Below are 24589 nucleotides of genomic sequence, written 5' to 3'. Positions count from 1 at the left end.
AGCAAAAAGGGACGAGCGATCGCCCATCCCTGATTCCTCAAACTGATCTCGAACTTATGGAGATGCCCTGGCATCAGAATAAAAGAAAATGGTTTCTACCGACGCTTTTGGGCTTTCCAAGTGCCGCCATAGACATAAGATGGATTGCCTTGGCTGACTTCAGGCCAGCAGCGATCGCAGACAAACCGCCATTGCTCAGACTCATCTAGCTTGACGCGGTAGAGCACAGCCGCAGAATTAGCACAGCGATCGCACAGCTTGACTCTGGTGGCTCTTGCCATCAGTTAAGCCACAATTGAAGACTTGGGTCGAGCAAAAATCATTCGACCCGCCGAGGTTTGTAAGGCTCCCGTGACCACCACTTGCAGTTCATCCCCGATCCGGTTGCCCCCTTCTTCCACCACTACCATTGTGCCGTCGTTCAGGTAGCCCACACCCTGAGCAGGTTCTTTGCCTTCTTTGAGGATCTTCAAATCTAGGTAATCTCCTGGCAAATAAGCAGGTCGTAGCGATTGGGCCAATTCGTTGATGTTTAAGACTGGCACACGCTGGAGGCTAGCGACTTTATTTAAGTTGTAGTCATTGGTGAGCAAAGTGGCGTTAATTTCCTGGGCCAACCGCACCAGCTTCGCATCGACAGTCGAGACATCATCGTAGTCTGCCGAATGAATCACCAGTCGTTCAGGATAAGATTCCTTCATGCGATTGAGGATGTCTAAACCCCGGCGTCCACGCACCCGTTTCTGATCGCTAGAGGCATCAGCCACTTGTTGCAGTTCCAGCAAAATAAACTGCGGGATCAAAATCTGGCCTTCTAGAAACCCGGTACCAAGAAGTTCTTCAATACGTCCGTCAATGATGCAGCTAGTATCCAAAACTTTAGTGGCGGCAGGTTTCAAGGTGCCTTCTGCCAGCAACATAGTTTCTACAGAGTGGGGATTGATCAGCCGTAGCAAGGCTCGACCGTGAGTATCGGCCAAGGACATCCCAGAGAACGCAAACAAAATGCTGCCAAGTACGGCTGCTAATGGCTTAATAAAAGCAAATTCCCAGGGGATCGGTAGCAAGAAAATGGGCGCTAGCATCAGGTTGGCGACCAAAAGCCCCAAGACTAGCCCGACAGAACGACTGAGCAAAATATCAACGGGCATTTGCCGAACTTGTTTTTCTAGCCGCCGATAGGCAGTCTGAGCCGCAAGGCCAAAAGCCATGCCAATCAAGGCTCCGAAGCCAGCGGTGACCAAGCTCAAACCTTCACGATTGCTGACTTGGGCTAAGGCTGTGTTGGGTAGGAGATCAACGCTGAAGAAGCCGATCCCCCCCCCTGCTAGTATGAATGAAAAGATGATCAGTGCATCGAGCATATGTATAGCCCATTGGGATGGATGGGATGAATGTCTAGTCCCAATAGACAAGCTCTGGGAGGGACTAGAAGAGAGTTAAGCGATCGGTGAGCGCCGTGTTAAGCCGATTGAATTCACTTTCAATATTTGGAAGGGCTTCAGCAGCGACTTGAACTCACTCAGCTACTAAAAATTTACATGGCTCTATTTTATATCTTCGACTTCCTTAACTTTGTAATAGCTGTTGTTCGAGCTTTTGATGAAATTGCACTTCATGAAATAACTTTTCTGCTTGCTTTATCTCAGCGGTTTTAGTTTGGCAGGATAACGCTTAATCGTGAATGTATTGATTTCATTAGATTTTTGGTTAAAACAACAGTCCTAAATCATTCATTAAATTGCTGTTAGACAACACAAATTCTTTGACTCCAACCCTCGATCGCGATCGCCCGAAAGCGGCTTATCTGCATATCCCTTTTTGTCGGCGGCGCTGTTATTACTGTGATTTTCCAGTATCTGTGGTGGGGGATCAGGCTCGGGGTGAGAATTCTGGGGCGATCACCCAGTATGTGGAAGTGCTCTGCCAAGAAATTGAGCTGCCTGTAGAGCTACCTATATTAGATAAAGCCGTTCCTATTCAGCCTTTAGAAACCATTTTTTTTGGGGGTGGGACTCCGTCTCTACTTTCTGTAGCCCAGCTCGATCGCATTCTGCAAACGTTAGAGCATAAGTTTGGTATCGCTGCGAATGCCGAAATCTCGATTGAGATCGACCCAGGCACCTTTGATCTGGCTCAAATTCAAGGCTATCGAGCGGCTGGAATCAATCGAGTTAGCTTAGGTGTGCAGGCATTCCAACCGGAATTATTAACGCTCTGTGGTCGCACCCATTCGGTGGCAGATGTTTATGCGGCGGTGGAACTAATCCACCAAGCGCCGATGGTTAACTTTAGTTTAGATTTAATTTCGGGGTTACCGCATCAGACCCTAGATCAGTGGCAAGCCTCCATAGAAGCCGCGATCGCTTTAGCTCCCAAGCATCTTTCCTGCTACGACCTGATTGTAGAGCCTGTCACAGCCTTTGGTCGGCAATATCAACCCGGAGACCAGCCGCTACCCTCCGATACATCTGCGGCTGAAATGTATCGCTTAGCCCAACAACTGCTCAGCACTGCGGGATACGAACACTACGAAGTTTCCAACTACGCGCAACCGGGGTTCCAGTGTCGTCACAATCGCGTTTACTGGAAAAACCAGCCTTTTTATGGTTTTGGTATGGGAGCCGCTAGTTACCTACAAGGGCAACGCTTCACCCGCCCCCGCAAAACCCGCGAATACTATGAATGGGTCAAAGCCCAAAAATCCAACCTCTCTAGCTCTCCTCCTTCCGCATCCTTCCAAGACCTTCTCCTCGACACATTGATGCTGGGTTTCCGTCTTGCCGAAGGTTTAAGTTTGGTGGAGTTAGCTCAGCAATTTGGCAAACTTAGCTTAGATAAAATCTGCCATTCTTTGCAGTCGCATTATGCACAAGGCTGGGTAGAAGTCGTCGGAGTGGAATGGGAAGCGATCGCCCAGCTACCTTTAGAAGCGCTACCGCCAGAAGCTCGGATCAAGCTCAGCGATCCAGAAGGCTTTCTGTTTTCCAACCAAGTTTTAGCTGACCTATTTGCAGACCTAGAGTAGGCTAGTTGAAACCTTGAGTCTGCTCTCGCCATGATTCCCATCGGTGATAACTTACCCCGGCGCTCTCACCCGATTGTGACCTATGGCTTGATTGGACTTAGTGTTGGTTTATTTTTGTGGGAGTTGCAGTTAGGTTCGCCCGCCTTAAATGATTTTTTACAGACTTGGGGCGTGGTGCCAGCGCGGATAGCTGCTCTGAGTCAAGACGCGATCGCGGGTCAATGGTTGGCGCTACCCTTGCTTGTTGCTTCCCTCGTAGCGAGTTTATTTTTGCATCAAGGCTTTGCCCAACTGCTGGGAAATTTACTTTTTTTTAGAGTTTTTGGAGCCCAAGTTGAAGCCACGCTGGGACATGGAGCATTTCTAGCTTTTTTTGTGATGGCCGGGATCATGACTAGTAGCTTACAAGTCTTGATTAACCCAACCCTACAGGCTCCATTTATTGGTGCCAATGGTGCGATCGCCGCAGTTTTGGGCGCTTACTTAGTTGGTTTTCCCAAAGCCAAAATTGACTCTATTCTGCCCTTGGTAGTCGTTTTTGTGCCGCTTGAGTTACCTGTATGGGTTTACTTGTTCTGGTGGTTTATCCAGCAGGCAACTTATGGGTTAGATAGCTTCACTATACCCAGTGGCATTAATCCGTCTGGCTGGAGTTACTGGACACAAGCCATCGGGCTACTTTTAGGAGCGGCTGGAATGAAGTTTAGGTTAATGAATATCAGGACATCGGGTTAGCGTAGACACAATCTATTAACGGCAAGCTCCGAGTATGAGCAATTGACTGAGCCGTTTCGTAGGCAGCTTCGTAGTTTTTACAGGTACAAATCAAACGAGCTTCGGCTGTTGAATCATCACAGCCTGGTCGCAGTTCAATCCCTGACTGGGTTTGGTAAACCGTAAAAAAAGATGATTCCACTTGTAGTAAACCCAATTTTAAACAACAATTTTATACTATTTAAAAGTTTTTCTCGGTGTTTTTGAGGAACTTTTTCTCAATTCTACTGGCAAAGTTTCATCGTTGTGCGGATAGAAATATTAGAAAATTTGTACGCGAAGAAGAACCTATCTAATGCAAGCTGAGTCTGCAATTCAGCGATCGCTTAGTTTTCATTTCACTGACTATTCCACTTGCGCTCAAGCCTATTCGATCAACATCTGCTCAAACCTAAAGTTGAGTCATCTCATTAAATTAACAATATTTATTAATGAAGCTAACTGTTAAAGCCAGCCGCTAGAAGTAACAGTTAAAACTGATAAATTTTAGCTCAAGCAACTTAGCTTGCTCATCCTGAAGTTTTTGGTGGCGAATCCCTCAACCGTAAAACCACAAACTTCTAGAATATCTATCACTTGAATGGCTTCGCCATTGTCTCATCCAGGGCCAGCTCAACTAGTACAAGACCAACAGTAATTGCTTACGATACTCCTTTGTTAAAGGATGAGCATCCCCCAATAGGTCAAAGATCATGATCATGGCTTTTCGGGCACCATCCCCCCGATAATTCCGGTTTCGACCGACTACCTCTAAAAATAGATTTAAGGCTGCGGCATAATCTTCATTTAAAGTCAGGCGAATCGCCTTAAAAAACAGTTCATCTAGTTCATTTTCAGCGGCGGATTCTGTCACTATTTGCTGAAACTGAACTAAGGCCTTTATGGCCTGGGCTTGAGCGAAATACTCTTTGTCATCGGCTTGAATTGCAGTCAATAACTTGGTCGCTGATTCGAACTTATTTTGGCTAACTAGAAACTTGGCACCCGCCAAAATTAAGCGGCGATCTTCAGGATATTCCTCGCTCAAGGCTTGCAGCAGTTGCTTAGCTGTAGCTACGTCCCCCGTTTGAATCGCAGTCTGTAGCGTTTCTAACCCTTGCTCTAGCTCAGACTTTAGGCTTAACTCTGAGAGCAGCGATCGCAGCTTGGGTTCTGGTAAAACACCAACAAAGCCATCTCGCATTTCACCTTGCATCCAGATTTTGACATCTGGCACCCCTTCCACACCGTAGGTATTGGCTAAATCTGGGCTTTGGTCAATGTCAACCTTGGCTAAGACGAAATCGTACTCCTGCACCAACTTCTCTAAGATTGGCTTCAGCATCTGGCAGGGGCCGCACCACTGAGCAAAAAAATCGACTACGACTGGCTTTTCGTAGGACTTTTGCACGACCTCAGCGGCAAAGTTGTCGCTACTAACCTCAATAGACACACCCATGACCGCTACTTCCCTAACTGACCTGCTCGTTGTCCAATTTTAGGACAAATCCTCCACCAGGCTCAGCACTACACACATTGCTTAGAGGGCAGGGGGTTTAGGACGGATTGTTTGTCTCGCGATCGCGGCTGGAGTTGCACTGGTTCAGCCAGAGGTGGGCTGGACCTGAGAGCTGCCGAGCTAGGAATTTCAATCACAAATTCTGTGCCTTGACCCGGAATGGAGTGACACTTTAAGCGACCTCCATGCTTCTCCACCACAATTTGGTAGCTGATGGACAAGCCTAATCCCACCCCACGCCCGACTGGTTTGGTGGTAAAAAAGGGATCAAAGAGTCGCCGCTGCACCGTTTCACTGATGCCAGGCCCGTTGTCAGCAATACGAATGACTACCCACTGATCGGCCTGCACAGTCGTGCAAACATGGATCACCCCTGGTTGCTTAGCAGACTGGTCTTGGGAGTCCTCCAAAACATCGATCGCGTTACTCAGAATATTCATGAAGACTTGGTTGAGCTGTCCGGCGTAACACTCCACGAGGGGGAGATCGCCATATTCTGGCAGCACCGTAATTCCAGGATGACCCGCATGGGCTTTGAGCCGATTTTTCAGAATCAAAAGCGTGTTGTCGAGACCTTCATGAATGTCTACTGCTTTCATTTCCGCTTCATCCAAGCGTGAGAAGTTCCGTAGAGACAAGACAATTTCGCGAATCCGTTCCGCCCCAACTTTCATCGATTGCAGCAGTTTTTGCAGGTCTGTCGCCAGAAACTCTAAGTCAATTCCTCCCAGGGCCGCTTGCAACTCATCCACCGGATCGGGACATTGTTGTTGATAGAGCGTCAGTAAATGCAGCACTGTCTGAACATATTCGTCAGCATACTTGACGTTGCCGTAAATAAAGCTGACTGGGTTATTGATCTCATGCGCCACCCCTGCGACCAACTGGCCCAAACTGGACATCTTTTCCGACTGAACCAGTTGAGATTGAGTCCGTTGTAGCTCATGCAAGGTGGACTCTAGCTGTTGAGCTTGCTGCTTCAGTTGCGCCTCTGACTGCCTGAGCGCTGCTTCCATCTGCTCCCGCTCGGCAATTTCTTGCTTGAGCATGAAGTTCGCTTGGGATAGCTCGCTAGTCCGCTCGTGGACCCGCTTTTCTAGTTGATCAAAGGCTCGTTGCAGAATCGATTCCGTTTGCTTGCGCTCCGTAATGTCTCGCGTCACTTTCGCAAAGCCTTGGAGTTGGCCGTGGTTATCCCGCAGCGCGATCATGAGCGCATTCACCCAAAATCTGGAGCCATCTCGGCGGACCCGCTCACCTTCTACTTCGCACTGGCCCAAGGTAGCAGCTTGCTGTAGCTCCCACGCAGGTTTGCCTTCTTGGACTTGTTCGGGTGGATAAAAACAAGAGAAATGCCGACCAATCACTTCTTCAGCACTGTAGCCTTTGATCCGCTCTGCGCCTGTGTTCCAACTAATGACCACGCCATCTGAGTCGAGCATATAAATGGCATAGTCTTTGACGCTTTCTACCAGGAGCTGAAATCTTTCCTCACTGGAGCGCAGTTGTTTCGCCGATCGCCTACGTTCCGTAATGTCGTGGGCGGTGGCATAAATTAATTTTTGCTCTGGCAGCGCTTGAGCTTTCCAAGATAACCAACGATAGGAACCGTCTTGGCACAAGCAGCGATTCTCAAAACAAATGGGTTCTGAACTCAGCAGTAGTTGCTGGATATAAGCTTTGGTCAAAGCGCGATCGCTAGGGTGCACAAATTGCATTGCAGGAGTGGCGAGTAGCTCAGCAGCAGGAAAACCCAAGGTTTTTTCGCAAACTGGATTCCAGCGCTTGAAATAGCCGTCGAAACCCACCACACAAAGCAAATCTAGAGATAGCGTAAAAAAAGGGTCTAATAATGGTTGATCAAAACTTGCTGTTGCTTTTACTGCTGCCGTTTGGGTTTCTATGTGCACTATTTACTCCTGCCAACTAATAAGTTGTTCTATGACACTGACCCTCCCGGAAACTTCGCAGTTATTTAGAGGACGGTGGCAGAAAAACAACTGGACACGGAGATGCACCCAACTCACCAGCGTTTATGCTCTTCCACTGCTTCTATCTCTGGGAGGAAGTGGAGACTCCCTAGAGTGAAAAGCTTTAACATTAGCCCTATCTTAAAATGAACTTTCTTTAATTTATTCAAATGTTTCAGAAAGTAACTATTAATAAAGTTGATTGTATAAATTGCGTCACCCGCACCCTCCTGTGCTCTTCCAGGTTGGCAAGAGATTAATTCAGGCTTCTTTGGGTTGATAGGCAAGGGAACTGATGTTAACTACTACAGAAGTGCGTTGGTTTCAGCTATGTACGATTCTAGAGGCGATCGCTAGCTCACCTGAGGGCTCGAAAGAATAGTACAGTGGAGAGCTACAATCCTGATTGCTTGTTGGTAAACCTTGACTGTTATTCATCCAATTACTTGGGACGCTTTAGTCAACATCGTTGCCAGACTAAGTCTGGCTTTGCTCGTTGGTGGCGTCATTGGCTTTGAGCGGGAGATTCACCATAAACCCGCTGGCCTGAGAACCCACATGCTCGTTAGTTTTGGCTCGGCGCTTTTAGTGCTCATTCCTATCCAATTAGGGCAAACCGAAGCCAGTGCCGATGCTCTTAGTCGCGTCATTCAAGGCATAGCCGCCGGAATCGGCTTCTTAGGGGCAGGGGAAATCCTCCAGCAGGCGAAGCACAAATCTGAGCAAGTGCGTATCCGAGGGCTGACTTCTGCTGCGGCAATCTGGGTTTCAGCAGGGTTAGGGATTGCCGCAGGTTGTGGTTTGCTAGCCCTCAGCTTAATCGCTGCCCTCATGGTGCTTTTTGTGCTGACTGTGTTGAAGCGGTTTGAGCCGCGTGGTTAGCCTCGGAAAAACAATTCATACAGGGTCAGCAGAATTTCGACCACGATCAAAATAACGATGTACCACTCTACTCGCTGGCTACTATTGCGTTGCAGTAAATCCAGCACAGTTTCAGCGGTGCGCGAAATCAACTCTAATTTGCGTTGTAAGGCTAAGTTGCGTTCGCTAATTTCATATTCATCTTCCATGCGGAGGTAGAGGCGCTCTAATTCTGGGCGCTCCCAAAGGGTTTCTGGCTTTTCGCCAAAGGCTACCAGTCCCACCATTTTGTGCTGAATCAACAACGTGCCCCCGATATGGCGCAGCAATTCTCGGTCTTGGCGTTTGCCTCGGCCTTGGTATTGTAGGTCAGCTGCTAGGGGTTCAATGCGATCGAAGAAATCAGAAATGCTGGCTTCGTAGTGGGACAGAACCACGCTTTTAGCCAAAACATCAGCTACAATCTGCAGTCGCTCTACTGTAAACTCGCTCAGGAGAATAATGCCGTCTTTAACCCGAGAGGCATCAGCGGGGCTGAGCTGAATCTGATCGGCTTCCGTTTCCGGTTTGTCAAACGGCTCAATTACAGAAGGCTTAAGATTGGCTAGAAAAGCGTCAGTTTCCTCTGGAGTTAAGTTAAAGAGCACCACAGCTCCATAACGAAATATCACTGCACAACCTTGCTCTCCTGCGGTCACCACTAAAGGTAAAACGGCTAAGCGATCGCCTTTTTCTAAGACTTTGATGTCAATCCGCTCACCTAAAAATAGCGTCTGCACCCCAATCGTAGTTTTGCCTGCAAAGAGAGTGTCAGATTCGTGAGCTGTGAAAATTTTCTGCATATTAACTGGAAGATGAACTGTCCATTGTATTCAAGAGGGCCTCAAGGCCGCGCAACTGCTCTATTGCTAACTGGGTTAACCAAAATAGCTGTGGAGACTCTCTTCTTCTCCAGCCTAAGGTGAGGGCTGGTAGAATGACCACTTTTCTTACTTCGCTTTTACTCACTTAGTACTGGTTGACTTCGGGCGTGCTGCCTCTTGAGTTCGTATTGTGCCTCGGTGTCGCCAGATTTCGATGCTGAGGATGCAGGTTAGTAACCAGACCAAACCCGCTGCATAACCTGCCAAAACATCGGTGGGCCAGTGAACGCCCAAATAGAGCCGACTAAACCCGATCGCGGCAACTAGAACTGCTGTCGAGATCAGAATTCCAACACGCCACCGCTTAAAGTGAGTCGCTAGCAAATAACCCAGCAACCCATAGACCACCACCGATAGCATGGCGTGACCACTAGGAAAGCTGTAATATTTCACATCCACAATCCTGGCCCACAACGCGGGACGGGCACGCGCAAACACATCCTTCAGCAAAACATTGAGTCCCGCTGCCCCTGCTGCCGCGATCGCCAATGTAGTTGCTTCAGAGCGTTGACCTCGCCAGAGCAGCCAAGCGCCTAGGGCCAAACTCATAATAGTTAGTTCTGTTGGCTCTCCCAGAAACGTAATTGCGATCATGAGGCGATCGAGCAGGGGGTTATGTAGCTCCCGCAGACTCAACAAAATTGTCGTATCGAATGCTTGCGTTTCTTTTTCTAAAACCTCATCGGCTATTTCGGCAAAGCCCCAGAGAGCTAAACCTGCGAGCACCAAACCACCGAGTCGCACTGTAGAGAGCAGCGGCAATAGTTTAGGGCCGACGCGATCGCGCCAAGCTCGAATAATTTGGGCACTCAGATCCTGCATTAGCCGCTGGTTCGCTTTAACGCTCTTAATTGCATAAGTAAAGAACTCGTTCCAGAACTATGGTAGGCTTTGCCAGGCTTGAGCCACGATGTCGCTGAGCCAACGGCGCTGAGCCGCATCGAGCAAGCTGTCGTCTGTAAGGACCTCTGTTGTTAAATCTTCTAGAGAACGACCTTCAGAGCGTGTAATCAGGACCACACCCGCGATCGCGGCAGCCACCAGCTCTTCGTCAACTGGCTCCTGGCGAAGCGCAACAATTTCTTCAGAATTCACAGGGATGGGATAATTCATGGCTAGTTAATTAAGGCGATCGCCGCCTAGAAGCTATATGAGAATGTTGTAAAGTTTCTTAAGTAATTTAGTATTCGGAAGTTTAACGTAATTTGGGGTTCTGTCAACCCTGCCTTGCTACGTAATTTGCTGGAGTAAATCCCCCAAATAATCCCCACGATGAAAGAAATTCTTTACCTTGAAGTTCCTACCCCAGACACAAAAGCTGTGTGTCAGTGGCTACAACAAGACTTTCACTCAGAGCTGGGCGAGAAGATTGTGACGCCCAATGGCTTCCGCATTAGATGCTCCAGGACTACAACGGCATCTAAGACGATTTCAGATCCAACGAGTGCCCTAGACCCAGAGCTGTCAGTTTTTGTCTGGTCGTTACAGCGAACAACCTATTTAAAAATTTTCCGGTGGGCAGAGAGCGCAATTCCAGGAGAGCAGAAATTTCTCCAGCAACTTACGACCGAGATTAGGCAGCAGTTTCCGAATCAATATCCTGTGCCACCTGCGATCGACCTAACGCAGCAATCGATCTTTGAAGCTTTGGCTCCTCGCTATCCCCAAACGGTGAAGTTCTTTCAGAAAATGCCGAATGGGGAATATGACTTAACTCGCGTTTACTGGTGGGAGCAACGCTGGCGTGAGGGTGTCCGAAATCCTCAGCAACCGCAACAGGTCATTTTTCGATCAGAAGCGAGCAAGGGAGGATTAGGCGGAAGCAATTCAGATTCGCAAAACCCCAGTACTTTCGATTACGACTTGATCTATATTGGTGGCGCGCTGGGGGTGATCCATGCCGCGGTGATGGCTCGGCTGGGCTACCGGGTGCTGTTGGTGGAGCGCTTGCCCTTTGGCCGTATGAACCGAGAATGGAATATTTCTCGTGATGAATTCCAGAGCTTGATTGATTTAGGGCTGTTCACGCCTGCTGACTTTGAATCCGTGATTGCTAGGGAATACATCGACGGATTCCATAAATTTTTTGATGCCAACAATCCGCCCCAAGCCAAGGCTCCAATTCTGCACACGCCGACCGTTTTGAATGTGGGAATTGATGCCGAGAAACTGTTGCGAGTTTGTGGCGACAAATTCCGAGCGGCAGGGGGTGAAGTTTGGGATGAAACTGAGTTTGTCCGAGCTGATGTGAGTGCTGAGCAAGTGACGGTAAAGCTGACTCACTTACCGACGCGATCGCCCAAACAAGTCACGGGTCGCTTACTCGTCGATGCAATGGGTACGGCTTCCCCGATCGCTTGGCAACTGAATGGCGGTCGAGCCTTTGACAGCGTTTGCCCCACGGTAGGAGCCGCGATCGCGAGTGGTTTCGAGCCGGAAGTTTGGGATGCCAAGTATGGCGATGTCCTCAACAGTCATGGCGACATTTCCAAAGGGCGACAACTGATTTGGGAATTGTTTCCCGCTCACGGCGAGGAGCTCACGATTTATCTATTCCACTACCATCAGGTACATCCTGATAATCCTGGCTCGCTGCTAGAGATGTACGAGGACTTTTTTACGATTCTGCCTGAGTACCGCCGCTGCGATATGGATCAGCTAGTGTGGCGTAAACCGACGTTTGGTTATATTCCAGGTCACTTCACGGTAGGCAGTCGCGATCGCCAAGTCGCGTTCGATCGGTTAGTGGCAATCGGGGATGCTGCTTCGTTGCAGTCTCCCTTGGTTTTCACCGGATTCGGCTCCTTAGTACGGAATCTGGGCCGTTTAACTCACTTGCTCGACACGGCTTTGCAGCATGATTTGCTCAGCGCTAAGCACCTCAACCGCATCCATACGTTTCAAAGCAATGTCTCCGTTACCTGGCTGTTCTCTAAAGGCATGATGGTGCCCACCCACCGATTCCTGCCGCCAGAGCGCATCAATGCCATGCTGAATACCTTCTTTGGCATTTTGGCAGCGGAATCTCCGGCGGTAGCAGATGCCTTTATTAAGGACCGAGCTGATTGGGTATCATTTAACCGCATGGCGATCCAAGCCGCATGGCAAAACCCTGCCCTATTGATCTGGATCTGGCAACTGGCTGGCCCGAAAGACTTTTTCCGCTGGATTGGTAGCTATGTAAACTTTACGGTTGCTGCCCTAATGAGTAGCTTAGTGGGTAGTTGGCTACCGTCACTGACCCGCTGGAGCCAACCTTGGCTAGAGACGCACTACCCTGGCTTTTGGTTGTGGTTTTTGAGCTGGAACTATGCGCTAACGGCGGGCCTAGGTCGTCCTCAAGTTAGCCTCAAGCGATCGCTGTCCAACCTCTCTGCCTCTCAGTCTGAGCCACCTGAGATATCCCCATCTGCCCACCTTGGCACCAGTAGCCCTTTAGCAGGCAAGAAAGGTTGATAACGTGAGTTCTGAAAATCTTGCTCCCCTTCCCTCGTAGGGAAGGGGCTGGGGGTTAGGTCTCAATTCAATTAAGAACGAGGCTGAGGAAAGCTGGGTAGCTCTACCGCCGCCATTGAAGCGCGTTTTTTGTGCGATCGCAGGGGATACAGGGTGGGGGAGGGCCAACTAGATGAAAAGGTAAAAGAGGCTGTACTGGTTGACTCCGCCGGGGCTGCGATCGCCTTCGACTTGTCTGTGGGTGGCTCGACGGTCTCTGCCGTAGCGCTAGGTGTAGCAGCAGGTGCTACTTCTGCAACATCAATCAGCTTGGCTAAGTCGTGCCAAAGTTCCTCTTCTTCAGGAAGATTGGTACCGAACGTGAGTGGAGTGACGACCTCTTCTCCAGCTGTAGTTGGCTCCAGCAATGTAGCCTCCACGAGATCCTCTGGCTCCTCTGGCAAATCCTCTTGCCAACCTGCTACATCAAAGGGGGCGATCGCCTCTACCTCAATTGTCGGGTTAGCCTCAACCGGGTTAGCCTCAACGATGATGGTAGGACTGATCAATTCATCAGCGATAATGATGAGTTCGTCTTCTGCAACCGCTTCAGATGTGATGGTTTCAGACTTAGCGGTTTCAGATTCGGTGGTTTCAGATTCGGTGGTTTCAGAGGTCACAATCTCTTCAGCCGAGGATTGCTCAGAAAGTGCTTGCTCTGCGGTCTCAGTGGCTTCTGATATTTTCTTTTTGAGGTTGTAACTAATCGAAAGCTGAGCCTGGGAATCCGCGATCGCTTGATCCCATAAAGGATGATTGGCACTGAGATCATCAGGATCTGAGGTATCGGTAGCAGGAGATGACAACAAATCTTGCAAAATAGGCGCGATCGCGGATGGCAGTTCTAGCAAAGAATCGTCTGACAAGTCAGACCCAACTCCTGACCAATCAGAGACAGCATCTGCGGTGGTAGAACTCAGAGGTGACGCTGACGCAGCAAAGTCTCCCTCCCCCTCCAAATCGGCATCCAGCAGCCAAGGTTGCGCTGACCAGGGCTGAATCGAGTCTACTTTGGGCAAAAAGGCGGGGTCTGAGGCAGCAGCAGGTTTTTGCGGGGAACGAGCTTTAGTCGGGCTAGGGATCGCACTAGCAGCCGTTAGGTCAGGATGCGCTTCATGGCAAGGAGAGCTAACATCCAAGCACTTTTCTAAAGCTGCTTTGAATTGCAATGTGTAGCGCTGTTGGCGGTGCAGGCGCGATCGCAAGTCTCGACAGATATTTTCTGCTTGCATCACAGCGTGAGTTTGCTCGTTGTAACGCTGTTGTGTCAAAGCACATTCGCGCTCTAGCTGAGCTACTCGTTCCTGGCTATTCTCTAGTTGAGCCGTGATAGTTTCTACTAAAATCTGTTGGCGCTGAGCCGCTTGATGAGAACATTCCAGTTCGTGCATTAAGCGGGCAATATGCTCATCTGCTGCGGTCAGTTCCTCGCTTTGCTGCGCCAAAATAGTTTCTTGCTCTTGAGTGCGGCTGGCTTGAGCTTCCAGCGTGATTTGGCACTCGTTTAGAACTACTTCCAACTGAGTCACGCGGCTCAGCAAGTAGCCGTTGCGCTGTTGTAGCTCTTGCATGATGGTGACAATTTCATTCACCTCCGGAAGGGAGAGGGAAACCAGCGACTCCTCCAACTCAGATTCAGGCTCGCGGCTCTCCGATGCAACTTCAACGACAGGATGGGCGATCGCATCAATGCTGATAGCGTTCGGGAAATCGACGGTTTGCCAGTCTTCTTCTAGCATCTCGGACCGTTGGGGCGGCAAATCCGTCGGCTCGGCGCTGAACTCAGCAGGGGCAGGATCAACAACGTTGAAATCGGTTGGCTTCGGTAGCTCTGGGCCATTCGTTGGGGTGTCAGCTTCACTCATCACTCTCATCCAAAAGGTAAGGAATCCTAGTCCAGATTGAGCACCGCCTTTTCGGGACTAGCAGGCAGGAGCCACTCAATTCTCCGTAATCCGTAACAAGCTAAATAGATAGCCTGACCTACGTTGCAACCTCAGCTCGACCAAGTCAGAACTTCAGTATCTGCAACACAGGCGAAATTGTTAGTTAATCTTGTAGGCTAGCATCCGAAAACCATTACGGCTGTATTGCCCAAGAAATTATTAAAAATTGAAAATTAGCCGAAACTAAAAGTTAAGGACGGACGATCGACTCAGGGTTAAGGAGTTTTTCAACAGAGAGAGCACACCGAACATTAAAAAATCTAGCGGAATCAAGGCCCTAGGTCTAGCCTCAAATCAGGGATTTTGAAAGTTATTATTAATTTTTCTCAAGATTAAATTAATTAAGGTCATTCTCAATGGTTGAAAATTGTCCGAAATCCAACGTTGATTAGGAAGCCCAAATCCAAGAAATATTTCCCACTTCAGCAGCAACTCCTCAGCAATCTAATTTTTTAGATTGATTTAGTCAGCTTGCTCAGGCAGACTCTACAAACCTTGTAGAGCTTGATACAACAAGTCGCGGTGCGTTAAAGCCCGATCCACTAAGGAATGAATTTGATTTGCCGAGAGAGGAGCACCGTTGGCATAATGCTCGACCCAAGCTTGACTAATGGTGCGGGGATCGCTTGGGATCGGGGCATGCTGCGAGTTGCCAAGCAAATCCCAACCCGGAATATCTAGTTCACTCATCAGTTGGCTCACTTTAGGGTCGTAGCTGAGGGCAAAACAGCGGCACCCCTCGGCTGCGGCCATAATCAGCCCGTGGTAGCGCATCGCGATCGCCATTTCCACACCCCGAAACACACCCTTAAGCTGCTGGGGATCACTCAAACTGAGAATTTTGCTGGGTCCAGGTAGTTGAGGCTGAATGGTTTCGGCGATCGCTAAGTCTTGGGCAGCTTGAAAGGGTACGAGCAAAATACAAGTCTGGGTCGACTTTTGAAAATCCACCAAAGCTTGGGTCAGGATTGCGAGTCGCTCTGGGGTCAAGGAGGAGTGCGATCGCAGCGCCACAGCCACTCGTGGGGCTGGCAGATCCCACAGTCCTTCAACAGGTTTGGCTTCTAAGGCCCACACGGGGTCAGGCGCGAGCAGGAATGGTACCTGCCATTCAGACAAAAGAGCAGCAGACCCTTGATCCCGCACGCTTACGGCATCACAGTTGGTAAAGGCTTGACGAGCTAACCAGCGGGTAAAGCTGCGATTTAGAGGGCCAATACCTTGCGCCCAAGCAATGGTCTTGAGGCCAAACCGCTGCGCGAGTCCCATTAACCCACCGTAATAAACTGGGCTGGCGGCGCTGGTTACGTCTTGCATCAGGCTACCACCGCCCCAAATGAGTACGTTGGCTTGCTTGAGGGCGGGAATTAGAACTTGAGGCGTTTTGCGATCGCAGGCTTCTACGCCGTAAGCCGCTTGAGTTTGGGCAGAGTCGCCGGACAGCACGATTGGGGTGACATGGTTAGGGAGCATTTGCAGCAGCGAGGCTAGCAGGGCTTCATCTCCCCCATTGCCTTTGCCATAATAGCCACACAAGACCGCCCGTACTGATTCCATCCTCTGACTCCCGTACTGTCACCCTTACAATACCGGAGTTCCGGAAGCGGTAGCATAAAAAGTTAGGGACACAAGTTTGTGTCTGAACTTGCAGTTTGGGTGATGGGTGGCTAACATGCATGCACTTTCAATTCCCACTTGGATTATTCACATTTCTAGTGTGCTGGAGTGGATGGCGGCAATTTGGTTGATTTGGACTTATGCGGAGGTGAGCCAAAATCGAGCTTGGCGATCGCTTTCCTTGGGAATGTTGCCTGCTTTGGTGAGTGCGATGTGTGCTTGTACTTGGCACTTTTTTGATAATGTGGCTGCGTTGGAGTGGTTGGTGACGCTGCAAGCGGCAATGACGGTGGCAGGGAATTTTACGTTGTGCTTGGCGGGGTGGTGGATTTGGCGGGCGAGCCGGAAGGGTGATGTGGTTACGCCTCTAGATTCAGAATAATTTCGGTCATAGTTCCAACTCTAAAATCCGAACCTTGGGGGCACTCGCCCCCAAACCCCCGCTGAGGGACGGCTGCGTCCCCCAGACCCCCTCCAGACGGGTCTATTTGTGAGTGTTTCGATATCCAAGCAGATTCGTAACCCCAACTCATGACTCCTCTTTCGTTCCTCATCCTTCACATTTCACTCCTCACCTCTCACCCCTAACTCCTCAACACTTCCATGTCTAAAGAATCTCTTTTCGCTATTTCGCTCTTTCCCTACTTGGGGTTTCTCTGGTTTTTGACTCGGTCTGGGCAAACGCCTCGGTTGGCTCTCATTGGGTTTTATTTGACGTTGCTGTTTGTGGCGGTGACGATTCCGGCAGGGATTTATGCCAAGGTGGCTTATGAGGCAAATTTGGCGGATATTGATTGGTTACATGGGGGGGCGGAGTTTTTCTTGACTCTGTCGAATATCTTTGTGGTGCTGGGATTTCGGCAGGCGGTGGTGGAGAAACAGCGATCGCTGCCCTAAATGCTCTCTTTGCCGTGGCATCAGGATTCTCCGCTATAGTTGGAAAAGCAATTGGCACGTTGCTAGAAGTGAACATGCCAGAAGTGGAAACGCCACCCGTCAAAACGCCACAACTAGAAACATTGGAGTTAACTCGGCTTTGCAGATAACGTTTTTAGGAACTAGCTCTGGAGTCCCCACGCGATCGCGCAATGTTTCGAGCGTGGCCCTGCGTTTACCGCAACGAGCAGAAGTTTGGCTGTTTGATTGTGGGGAGGGCACTCAACACCAGTTCCTACGCAGTGACCTCAAAGTTAGTCAGTTGTGCCGCATTTTTATCACCCATATGCACGGAGATCATATCTTTGGCTTGATGGGGTTATTGGCGAGTTGTGGATTGGCAGGAAGCCCGACTCGGATTGATATTTACGGCCCACCCGGACTAGATGAATACCTGCGAGCCAGCGGGCGTTACTCACAAACGCATTTTTCCTATCCGATCAAGGTCCACACGGTGCAGCCGGGAGTGCTCTATGAGGATGATGAGTTTGTGGTCAGTTGTGGGCCGCTAAAGCATCGGATTACGAGTTTTGGCTATCGCGTGGTGGAGAAGGATCGAGTGGGGCGCTTCGATGTAGAAAAGGCGAAGGCTCTGGGTATTCCTTCAGGGCCGCTCTACGGCAAGCTGAAGCGGGGTGAGACGGTGACGCTACCCGATGGCCGCAAAATTAATGGAGCCGAACTCTGTGGCCCCACAGAAGCGGGTCGGAAGATTGCTTACTGCACAGACACAATTTTTTGTGAGGGCGCGGTGGAGCTAGCTCAGGAGGCGGATGTGGTGATCCATGAGGCTACGTTTGCCCATCAGGATGCAGAGTTGGCTTATCAACGCTTACATTCCACTTCCACAATGGCGGCTCAAGTCGCACTAGCAGCTCAGGCAAAGCGGTTGATCATGACGCACTTTAGCCCCCGTTATGCTCCGGGCAATGCCATTCAACTGAGTGATTTGCAAGATGAAGCACGAGCTATTTTTCCCAACACAGAAATGGCCTACGATTTCTTCACCTATGAAGTCCCACGACGGCAGGCTACAGAGCTAATCTCTACCTCATAACCTAAGGCCTGAGCCTTAGCTGATTTCTAGCTGATTTTTAACTAGCTCTCGACTCATTATCTTCAGCGGTTGCCCGCTGGCGCTGGCTTTTCATTAAGCGATCGCGAATTTCAATCAAGCGAGATTGGCTACTGATGGGTGCCCGTGGCAGGGGCACTTCCATGTTCGGCCAGTTGGGTAAGTCAATGCAGGGGCACTCTAAGTCAGGGGTGCCAATGATGGGTAGAGGTACGGGCATGGAGCAACGGGCACAACCCATAATGTCCCAGGCAGGAGAGAGCAATTCGGCAATGGTTTGATGGGTGCCTTCTAGATGGCAGTCTCCTGATGCTGGAGCGCGGACAAGTTGCCAGCAATCTTCAAATTCTTGGCTGTAGCGATCGCCTTGAATGACAGGTTCTGGTAGTAAAGCAGTTTGGCCATTATCAATCACAACTTTCTTACCTAACTGAAACCAGTAGGCCAGATACTGTCTAACTTGCTGTTCCGATGCCATAAGTGCAACCAACGCTTGGTTTTACCAAGTCATGAAGAGGTTAGTACTGCTGAATAAATTGATTTGATTTGCTTAAATTTATGGCACGTGTTTTAACATTTAGACTTCTCACTTAAGGTTGAGCTTGACGTACCAAAGTCTTTATATAGCAAGGATTAGTCCCATGCTATTGCTATCTGCACCTGATTGTAATTCTCGCAACTTAGCTTCAGTCTGAAGTCACTAATATCTTTAGATTTAATTACGATTTATCTCTCGCGCTTTTCAGCGTCCCCTTTAGCGCTTTCCGCTAAGGCCTTAGATAGTGGAGTACCTAGCTGAGTCAAATTGAGCACGTAACCACCTGTCACCAGATAAGTAGCACCCGCGATCGCTCCTATGTACCGCACCAGAGTGCCGAGGCGATCGCGGAAAGTTCGTCCGATCGGGTAGGCAGGCACTACGCCCCAGCCCGTTTCTTCGGCCACTAAAATAATTTGACCCTGGGTTTGTTGCAGGCTGTGTAGCAGAGTTTGTTGAGTTTGCTCCCAAGCCGTTTCGTCTTGCTCTAGCAGATTGGCAAGCCAGGTTCCTAGCGAGTCCACCAGCAAGCATTGGTCTGGTTGCGCCTGCTGAATCACTGTGCCTAGCTCAACAGGCTCTTGAACCGTTTGCCACGTTTCTGGACGGCGATCGCGATGCCGTTCGATCCGGGCTTGCCACTCTGGGTCATTAGGGTTTGTTTGAGCAGTAGCCACATAAACCACGGCTTTGCCTGACTGGATTGCCAGCGCTTCGGCCCATTCACTTTTGCCAGAGCGAGCGGGGCCAGTGACTAAGCATAGTGAGGAAGTGGAATGAGGCAGTAAGTTCATGGCAAGGCTTGAAAATCAGTGGGAGCGGGAGTGGGAAGGCAAAGTTTGAGGTCAGATGAGAATTGCTCGAACTCAGAGAAAATTATAATTTTCTGCGATCGTCACCAGTTACAATGCCGTCAAGGTTAATGTCGGTTAAATAGCTTGCGGAGTCAAAAAGTTACGATAAACTCAACTCCTAAGCAGAGAAATTTCGGCAGAGAGATTGAGCGACGCATCAGGGCGGATTTCTAGGAGTAAGGTAACGAAATTATGAACCCAGATCTACAACGAATCGAGGCAACCCTCCATCAGCTAAAAGGCCCCGCTGCTGCACCGGGTCAACCTGCCTCTTCTGGAAATCGTGCCTATTCATTTACGGTCGGCTCCAAGCCCCAAAGTGCTGCTCCAGGTCAGGCAGCGATCGCGGTGCAGCCTTTTCCCGCCGACCACGACAAGACTCCTAGCTTGCCGCGGCTCAAGGTTCCTAACTTTACCAGTCATCGCCATGCTGCTAATCCCGCGCTGGCCTTGAACTTGCTCAAGGAAATTGAAGGGACTGCATCCGGTTGGTATACGGCGCTGAATCAAGTCGTGCAGCAAATCCAAGAGCTTTACCTTGAAGGGCCAATTGTAGACGGTTGGCTAGAGTCCCACCCACGCAAACCAGAGGCAGGCTCTGAGGAAACCGCAGGAGTACAACCCGCAGAGGTAGACTCGCTGATGAGCTACGTGGCAGAACTTTGCGACATGCCGCAAACTAACGTGACTTGTGAATCTCCTCAACCCGGTTATCAACTCTGTGGTCTAGACGGGGATGGCAAAGTTTGGTCCAAGCCTTGTCCGCCAGAGCAGGTTGCTAGTGTGGGTTTAGCGATCGCTCGTCATCAACGCCTCCGTCAACTCTTAGCTCGTAAGCGGCAACTCGAAGCTCGTCTAGGTCGCCTCGCAAAAACTCTGATCGTGCTTCACAGTCATATACAAGAGCACTAAGTATTGACTGCGTAAGGCTTTGGCTCTATTCTTAGACCCGTTTTGATCCAGACGCCTCGTCGGATCTTTGCGCTAGTTTAAATATCTTCATCAAAAATTGACTTAGTAACTGCGGGTTTATGAGGTAAATAGAAATAGCTGAGACAGCCACTTTGTAGCTGAGTTGTCACTGAATCAAGTGCATCACTCAGTATCAGTAAGTGTTGGGAGCTGACTTGCAGGAGCTTGACTATATGCCTGATCCGCAGATTTCTGCCGTAATTTGTACCCATAACCGGGAGCAATATTTAGGTGCAGCAATTGATAGCCTGCTGGAGCAGGATTTCCCCCATTTTGAAGTGATTGTGGTGGATAACGCCTCTACCGATCGCACCCGCGAGATTGTGGAAGCGCGTTTGTCTCATCCCCGCTTGCAATATATTTACGAGCCAGTTCCCGGTCTTTCGGTCGCCCGCAATACTGGGGCGAAGGTGGCTAGAAGTAGCATTATTGCTTATCTAGATGATGATGCGGAAGCTAGCCCAGGATGGCTGAGTGCGCTTTATCGAGCTTACCAAAGCAATGAAAGACTCGCGATCGCGGGCGGGAAGGTGACGTTGCTTTGGCCTCCAAATGTCACGGCTCCGCGCTGGTTGTCTCCCGGATTGGCGGCAAATTTGGGCGACTATGACTTGGGTGATGCGATCGTCCAAATTCAAAACCCCAACCTCACCCCGCGTGGCCTCAATTACTCGGTACGTCGGACTTTCTTAGATCAAATTGGTGGGTTTGATGTCAACTTAGGGCGAGTAGGCAAAAACCTCCTCTCCAATGAGGAACTTTACCTGACTGAGCAAGCCTTAAAGCGAGACTGGCAAGTTGCTTACATTCCCGATGCCCTAGTGGCTCACAATGTCTCTTTGGAGCGCACCAAAGCTGCTTGGTTCCTGAATCGAGGCTGGTGGCAGGGAATTAGTGAGCATTACCGCGAAAAAGTGTCAGGCCGTACCGGAGCAGGCCAGCTACGCCGGGGTGGAGAGCGTCTAGTGCGAGGGTTGTATAAATCCCTCAAATATTTTGCTGACCCAGCCCAGCGCTTTGATAATTTTGTCTACGCTTACTGTCAAATTGGTTATCTACAGGCTGTCATTCAAGGCATGCTAGCCACCTCAGACAGCAAGCAACCTGAACTCAGTGCTTCAGGCACTAAGCGACCTGACTCGTAACAAAGTTCTGGAAATTAAGGGGGATTGCACGTGGCAGAAGCCAAACCCACGATTTTGGTGACAGGTGGAGCAGGGTACATCGGCTCCCATGCAGTTTTAGCGCTCCAGCAAGCGGGCTACGAAGTCGTAGTTTTAGACAATTTGGTCTACGGGCACCGTGATTTGGTAGAACAGGTGCTAAAAGTTGAGCTTGTGGTGGGAGATACCAGCGATCGCGTCCTCCTAGACCAAGTCTTTGCTACTCACAACATTGCAGCGGTGATGCACTTTGCCGCCTATGCCTATGTGGGCGAATCGGTCACAGACCCAGCCAAGTATTACCAAAACAATGTCATGGGGACGTTGACGCTGCTAGAAGCGATGCTAGCCGCCTCGATTAAACAGTTTGTTTTCTCCTCTACTTGTGCCACCTACGGCGTTCCTACAACGGTACCGATTCCGGAGGATCACCCGCAGCAGCCGATCAATCCCTATGGGGCGAGTAAGCTGATGGTGGAGCGGATATTAGCAGACTTTGATGTCGCCTATGGTCTCAAGTCTGTGTGTTTCCGCTACTTCAACGCAGCAGGAGCCGATCCGGGTGGCCTACTGGGAGAAGATCACAACCCCGAAACCCATCTACTACCCCTGGTCCTCATGACCGCCTTGGGCCAACGAGAGTCTGTGTCAATTTTTGGCACTGATTATCCGACGCCCGATGGCACCTGCATTCGCGACTACATTCACGTCGCTGATCTGGCTACAGCTCATCTTTTAGGGTTAGAGTATCTGCTGCAAGGTGGTAACAGTGAGGTATTTAATTTGGGGAACGGGAATGGCTTTTCGGTGCGACAGGTGATTGAAGTTGCTCAACAGGTAACTGGGAAATCTATTGCCGCCGTTGAGCACGATCGCCGCCCGGGTGATCCCCCCAGTTTGATTGGCAGTGGCGACAAGGCGCGATCGCTGCTGAATTGGCAACCCCAATATTCCAGCCTGCATGATATTCTGTCTCACGCTTGGCAGTGGCATCAGAAGCGCCATCGGACCTGTCACTGATAGACCCCGTTTAATCTCCCATTTACTTTTTCTCGTTTTTTGTCACGTTCACCCTGGGCATTGTTACCATGACCTCCAAGCTCTCCAAGCTTCCAGTCTCCGTTCTAATTCCGGCTAAAAACGAAGAGGAAAATCTTCCAGCTTGTCTGGCTAGCGTTGCTAGAGCCGACGAAGTGTTTGTGGTCGATTCTCAAAGTAGCGATCGCTCGATCGAAATTTCCGAAAGCCTGGGCGCGAATGTGGTGCAATTCCACTTCAATGGTCGCTGGCCCAAAAAGAAAAACTGGTCTTTAGAAAATCTACCCTTCCGCAACGAGTGGGTGCTAATCGTCGATTGTGACGAGCGGATTACACCTGAGCTATGGGATGAAATTGCGGCTGTCATTCAGCAACCCGACTGCAACGGCTACTACCTGAATCGCCGGGTGTTTTTCCTGGGCAAGTGGATTCGTCATGGTGGCAAATATCCCGACTGGAACCTGCGGCTCTTCCGACACGCAAAAGGCCGCTACGAGAACCTCAATACCGAAGAAATCCGCAACACAGGGGACAATGAAGTTCACGAGCATGTGGTTTTAGAAGGCAAGGTCGGCTACCTGAAAAACGACATGCTGCACGAAGACTTCCGCGACTTATTCCACTGGTTAGAGCGCCACAACCGCTACTCCAACTGGGAAGCTCGCGTTTACCTCAACTTGCTTACGGGTAATGGTGAGGATGGCACGATCGGCGCTAACTTGTTCGGCGACTCAGTCCAGCGCAAGCGTTTCTTGAAAAAGATTTGGGTACAGTTACCCTTTAAGCCGCTGCTACGCTTTATTTTGTTCTACATCATCCGTCTAGGCTTTTTGGATGGCAAAGCGGGCTACATCTACGGGCGCTTATTGAGCCAGTATGAGTACCAAATCGGCGTCAAGTTGTACGAGTTACGCGATTGTGGTGGCAAGCTCAACACGAGCAGCACGCCCAAAGCTGTACAACCTGCACCTCAACCGGAAGCCGCGCCTACCCAGTCTCCTCTATGACTTCCACTCCCAACCCTGGCCTGGAGCCTCAGTTCAACGACGCGATCGCCAATCCTCCAGCCGAAACCAGTCAGCCGACCGCGCAAGAACCTGAAGCCTGGATGGATCTGCGGCGCTACGACCAATCTAGGTTCGATCGCGGTCGTCCGGGCTGGTACGTGCTGATCTGGTGGTTGGTGCAGGCGATCGCCTTTCCGCTCACGCCTCACCCAGCCAATGGGTTACGCCGGAGTTTGCTCAAGCTGTTTGGGGCAGAGGTTGGGGTAGGAGTGGTGATTCGTCCCACCGCTCGGTTTACTTACCCTTGGAAGGTCGCGATCGGGGACTATAGCTGGATTGGGGATGATGTGGTTTTTTACAGCCTCGATCGCATTCAAGTCGGTCAGCACTCTGTCATTTCGCAGAAGTCGTATCTTTGCACTGGTAGCCACAACTTTCAAGACACGGCCTTTGGGCTAGTGACGGCCCCGATTACAATTGGCAACGGTGCTTGGGTCGCTACCGACTGTTTTATCGCCCCTGGGGTACAAGTGGGAGCTAATGCTGTGGTGGGTGCGCGCAGTAGTGTCTTTAGTAGCTTACCTGAGGGTCAGGTTTGCTGGGGTACGCCTTGTCGGCCTCATTACCCCAGACAAATGACCTGTTAATTTTGCGGTGAGGGTGATGTGGAATTGAGCCTTGTCCCACTTTCACATCACCCCGTAAGACCATAGCCATCCCATATGGGTTGTGAGAGGCAGCCCCTCACAACCCGCTAATCTCACACATAATTTAGGACAGCCAGGACTTACGCAAGAGCCATCTGAACAGACGGATGCTTGAGTTGTGCAATCAAGTAGTCCGAGAGCATCCCATGCTTGACTTGATAGATGGTTTTGCTGCTCTGGTAAGCGA

25 protein-coding genes are annotated in these 24589 nt (G+C 50.1%); 13 read left to right on the top strand and 12 right to left on the bottom strand.

The genetic code is table 11. The annotated features are described in order from the left end of the window. Window positions 1-95: 95 nt before the first annotated feature. On the bottom strand, window positions 96-281 hold the full coding sequence (locus tag H6F72_RS23610; protein ID WP_190441592.1) for a hypothetical protein: 186 nt from the start codon (window positions 279-281) through the stop codon (window positions 96-98). A gap of 3 nt (window positions 282-284) precedes the next feature. After that, a complete protein-coding gene (locus H6F72_RS23605; protein ID WP_190441590.1) occupies window positions 285-1364 on the bottom strand; it encodes a PIN/TRAM domain-containing protein in 1080 nt (359 codons plus the stop codon). Window positions 1365-1765: 401 nt separating this feature from the next. Between H6F72_RS23605 and hemW the strand changes: the two genes are divergently transcribed. Together hemW and H6F72_RS23595 are read left to right on the top strand one after the other, a co-directional pair. Then, window positions 1766-3028 carry a radical SAM family heme chaperone HemW gene (hemW, locus tag H6F72_RS23600; protein WP_190441588.1) on the top strand — a complete coding sequence of 421 codons (1263 nt, stop codon included), beginning with the start codon at window positions 1766-1768 and terminating at the stop codon, window positions 3026-3028. Between the two features lie 30 nt (window positions 3029-3058). Further along, the gene (locus tag H6F72_RS23595) at window positions 3059-3763 is read left to right on the top strand and encodes a rhomboid family intramembrane serine protease (protein WP_190441587.1); all 705 of its coding nucleotides are present in this window, start codon (window positions 3059-3061) and stop codon (window positions 3761-3763) included. Here H6F72_RS23595 and H6F72_RS23590 read toward each other — a convergent pair. From H6F72_RS23590 to H6F72_RS31220, 3 genes are all read right to left on the bottom strand, one after another. Then, window positions 3747-3944: a hypothetical protein gene (locus tag H6F72_RS23590; RefSeq protein ID WP_190441585.1), complete on the bottom strand. Its 198-nt coding sequence runs from the start codon at window positions 3942-3944 to the stop codon at window positions 3747-3749. The two genes, H6F72_RS23595 and H6F72_RS23590, sit on opposite strands and share 17 nt — an antisense overlap. A 474-nt stretch (window positions 3945-4418) precedes the next feature. Continuing rightward, complete coding sequence (locus tag H6F72_RS23585) at window positions 4419-5240, bottom strand: tetratricopeptide repeat protein (RefSeq protein ID WP_190441583.1); 822 nt, start codon at window positions 5238-5240, stop codon at window positions 4419-4421. 68 nt (window positions 5241-5308) lie between these two features. Next, window positions 5309-7210: a PAS domain S-box protein gene (locus H6F72_RS31220; protein WP_199299261.1), complete on the bottom strand. Its 1902-nt coding sequence runs from the start codon at window positions 7208-7210 to the stop codon at window positions 5309-5311. 483 nt (window positions 7211-7693) lie between these two features. Between H6F72_RS31220 and H6F72_RS23575 the strand changes: the two genes are divergently transcribed. Beyond that, a complete protein-coding gene (locus tag H6F72_RS23575; protein WP_190441581.1) occupies window positions 7694-8152 on the top strand; it encodes an MgtC/SapB family protein in 459 nt (152 codons plus the stop codon). On the opposite strand, the gene H6F72_RS23570 is transcribed toward H6F72_RS23575, so the two are convergent. From H6F72_RS23570 to H6F72_RS23560, 3 genes are all read right to left on the bottom strand, one after another. After that, a complete protein-coding gene (locus H6F72_RS23570) occupies window positions 8149-8973 on the bottom strand; it encodes an RMD1 family protein (RefSeq protein ID WP_190441578.1) in 825 nt (274 codons plus the stop codon). The two genes, H6F72_RS23575 and H6F72_RS23570, sit on opposite strands and share 4 nt — an antisense overlap. Window positions 8974-9135: 162 nt before the next feature. Further along, complete coding sequence (locus H6F72_RS23565; RefSeq protein ID WP_190441576.1) at window positions 9136-9876, bottom strand: phosphatase PAP2 family protein; 741 nt, start codon at window positions 9874-9876, stop codon at window positions 9136-9138. A gap of 57 nt (window positions 9877-9933) precedes the next feature. Further along, window positions 9934-10167 carry a hypothetical protein gene (locus H6F72_RS23560; protein ID WP_190441575.1) on the bottom strand — a complete coding sequence of 78 codons (234 nt, stop codon included), beginning with the start codon at window positions 10165-10167 and terminating at the stop codon, window positions 9934-9936. Between the two features lie 159 nt (window positions 10168-10326). Between H6F72_RS23560 and H6F72_RS23555 the strand changes: the two genes are divergently transcribed. Continuing rightward, window positions 10327-12510, top strand: a complete 2184-nt coding sequence (locus tag H6F72_RS23555; protein ID WP_190441573.1) for an NAD(P)/FAD-dependent oxidoreductase — start codon at window positions 10327-10329, stop codon at window positions 12508-12510. A 71-nt stretch (window positions 12511-12581) separates the two neighbouring features. Here H6F72_RS23555 and H6F72_RS23550 read toward each other — a convergent pair whose 3' ends face one another. After that, window positions 12582-14414 carry a hypothetical protein gene (locus H6F72_RS23550; RefSeq protein WP_190441571.1) on the bottom strand — a complete coding sequence of 611 codons (1833 nt, stop codon included), beginning with the start codon at window positions 14412-14414 and terminating at the stop codon, window positions 12582-12584. A 567-nt stretch (window positions 14415-14981) separates the two neighbouring features. After that, window positions 14982-16052: a polysaccharide pyruvyl transferase CsaB gene (csaB, locus tag H6F72_RS23545; RefSeq protein ID WP_190441569.1), complete on the bottom strand. Its 1071-nt coding sequence runs from the start codon at window positions 16050-16052 to the stop codon at window positions 14982-14984. Window positions 16053-16167: 115 nt separating this feature from the next. Here csaB and H6F72_RS23540 point away from each other — a divergent pair, with 115 nt between their 5' ends. The 4 genes from H6F72_RS23540 (at window position 16168) to H6F72_RS23530 (ending at window position 18105) form a co-directional block, all read left to right on the top strand. Continuing rightward, window positions 16168-16494: a DUF2499 domain-containing protein gene (locus H6F72_RS23540; RefSeq protein ID WP_190441568.1), complete on the top strand. Its 327-nt coding sequence runs from the start codon at window positions 16168-16170 to the stop codon at window positions 16492-16494. A 221-nt stretch (window positions 16495-16715) separates the two neighbouring features. Further along, the gene (locus tag H6F72_RS23535) at window positions 16716-17009 is read left to right on the top strand and encodes a DUF3593 domain-containing protein (protein ID WP_190441565.1); all 294 of its coding nucleotides are present in this window, start codon (window positions 16716-16718) and stop codon (window positions 17007-17009) included. A 14-nt stretch (window positions 17010-17023) separates the two neighbouring features. Further along, the gene (locus H6F72_RS30860) at window positions 17024-17158 is read left to right on the top strand and encodes a hypothetical protein (RefSeq protein ID WP_255527369.1); all 135 of its coding nucleotides are present in this window, start codon (window positions 17024-17026) and stop codon (window positions 17156-17158) included. Beyond that, on the top strand, window positions 17149-18105 hold the full coding sequence (locus H6F72_RS23530) for a ribonuclease Z (RefSeq protein WP_190441563.1): 957 nt from the start codon (window positions 17149-17151) through the stop codon (window positions 18103-18105). The genes H6F72_RS30860 and H6F72_RS23530 overlap by 10 nt, the downstream gene beginning before the upstream one ends. Window positions 18106-18142: 37 nt before the next feature. Here the strand turns inward: H6F72_RS23530 and H6F72_RS23525 are convergent, their stop codons facing one another. Continuing rightward, window positions 18143-18601: a hypothetical protein gene (locus H6F72_RS23525; RefSeq protein ID WP_190441561.1), complete on the bottom strand. Its 459-nt coding sequence runs from the start codon at window positions 18599-18601 to the stop codon at window positions 18143-18145. A 248-nt stretch (window positions 18602-18849) separates the two neighbouring features. Continuing rightward, window positions 18850-19455 carry a bifunctional adenosylcobinamide kinase/adenosylcobinamide-phosphate guanylyltransferase gene (cobU, locus tag H6F72_RS23520; protein ID WP_190441559.1) on the bottom strand — a complete coding sequence of 202 codons (606 nt, stop codon included), beginning with the start codon at window positions 19453-19455 and terminating at the stop codon, window positions 18850-18852. A 252-nt stretch (window positions 19456-19707) separates the two neighbouring features. Between cobU and H6F72_RS23515 the strand changes: the two genes are divergently transcribed. The 5 genes from H6F72_RS23515 (at window position 19708) to hpsU (ending at window position 24342) form a co-directional block, all read left to right on the top strand. Beyond that, window positions 19708-20427 (top strand): hypothetical protein, encoded by a 720-nt coding sequence (locus H6F72_RS23515; RefSeq protein WP_190441557.1) that lies wholly within the window; start codon window positions 19708-19710, stop codon window positions 20425-20427. Window positions 20428-20660: 233 nt separating this feature from the next. Further along, complete coding sequence (locus H6F72_RS23510) at window positions 20661-21632, top strand: glycosyltransferase family 2 protein (protein WP_190441556.1); 972 nt, start codon at window positions 20661-20663, stop codon at window positions 21630-21632. A gap of 30 nt (window positions 21633-21662) precedes the next feature. Continuing rightward, the gene (galE, locus tag H6F72_RS23505; protein WP_190441555.1) at window positions 21663-22670 is read left to right on the top strand and encodes a UDP-glucose 4-epimerase GalE; all 1008 of its coding nucleotides are present in this window, start codon (window positions 21663-21665) and stop codon (window positions 22668-22670) included. A 68-nt stretch (window positions 22671-22738) separates the two neighbouring features. Beyond that, entirely contained in the window at window positions 22739-23695 is a 957-nt protein-coding gene (locus tag H6F72_RS23500; protein WP_190441554.1) for a glycosyltransferase family 2 protein, read from the top strand. Then, entirely contained in the window at window positions 23692-24342 is a 651-nt protein-coding gene (gene hpsU, locus H6F72_RS23495; RefSeq protein WP_190441553.1) for a hormogonium polysaccharide biosynthesis acetyltransferase HpsU, read from the top strand. The genes H6F72_RS23500 and hpsU overlap by 4 nt, the downstream gene beginning before the upstream one ends. The last annotated feature ends 247 nt before the right edge of the window (window positions 24343-24589 follow it).

The organism is Trichocoleus sp. FACHB-46 (assembly GCF_014695385.1).
Classification (GTDB): Bacteria; Cyanobacteriota; Cyanobacteriia; order FACHB-46; family FACHB-46; genus Trichocoleus.
Note: the sequence above shows the minus strand (reverse complement) of the source record. Positions and strands in the feature narration are given on the sequence as shown.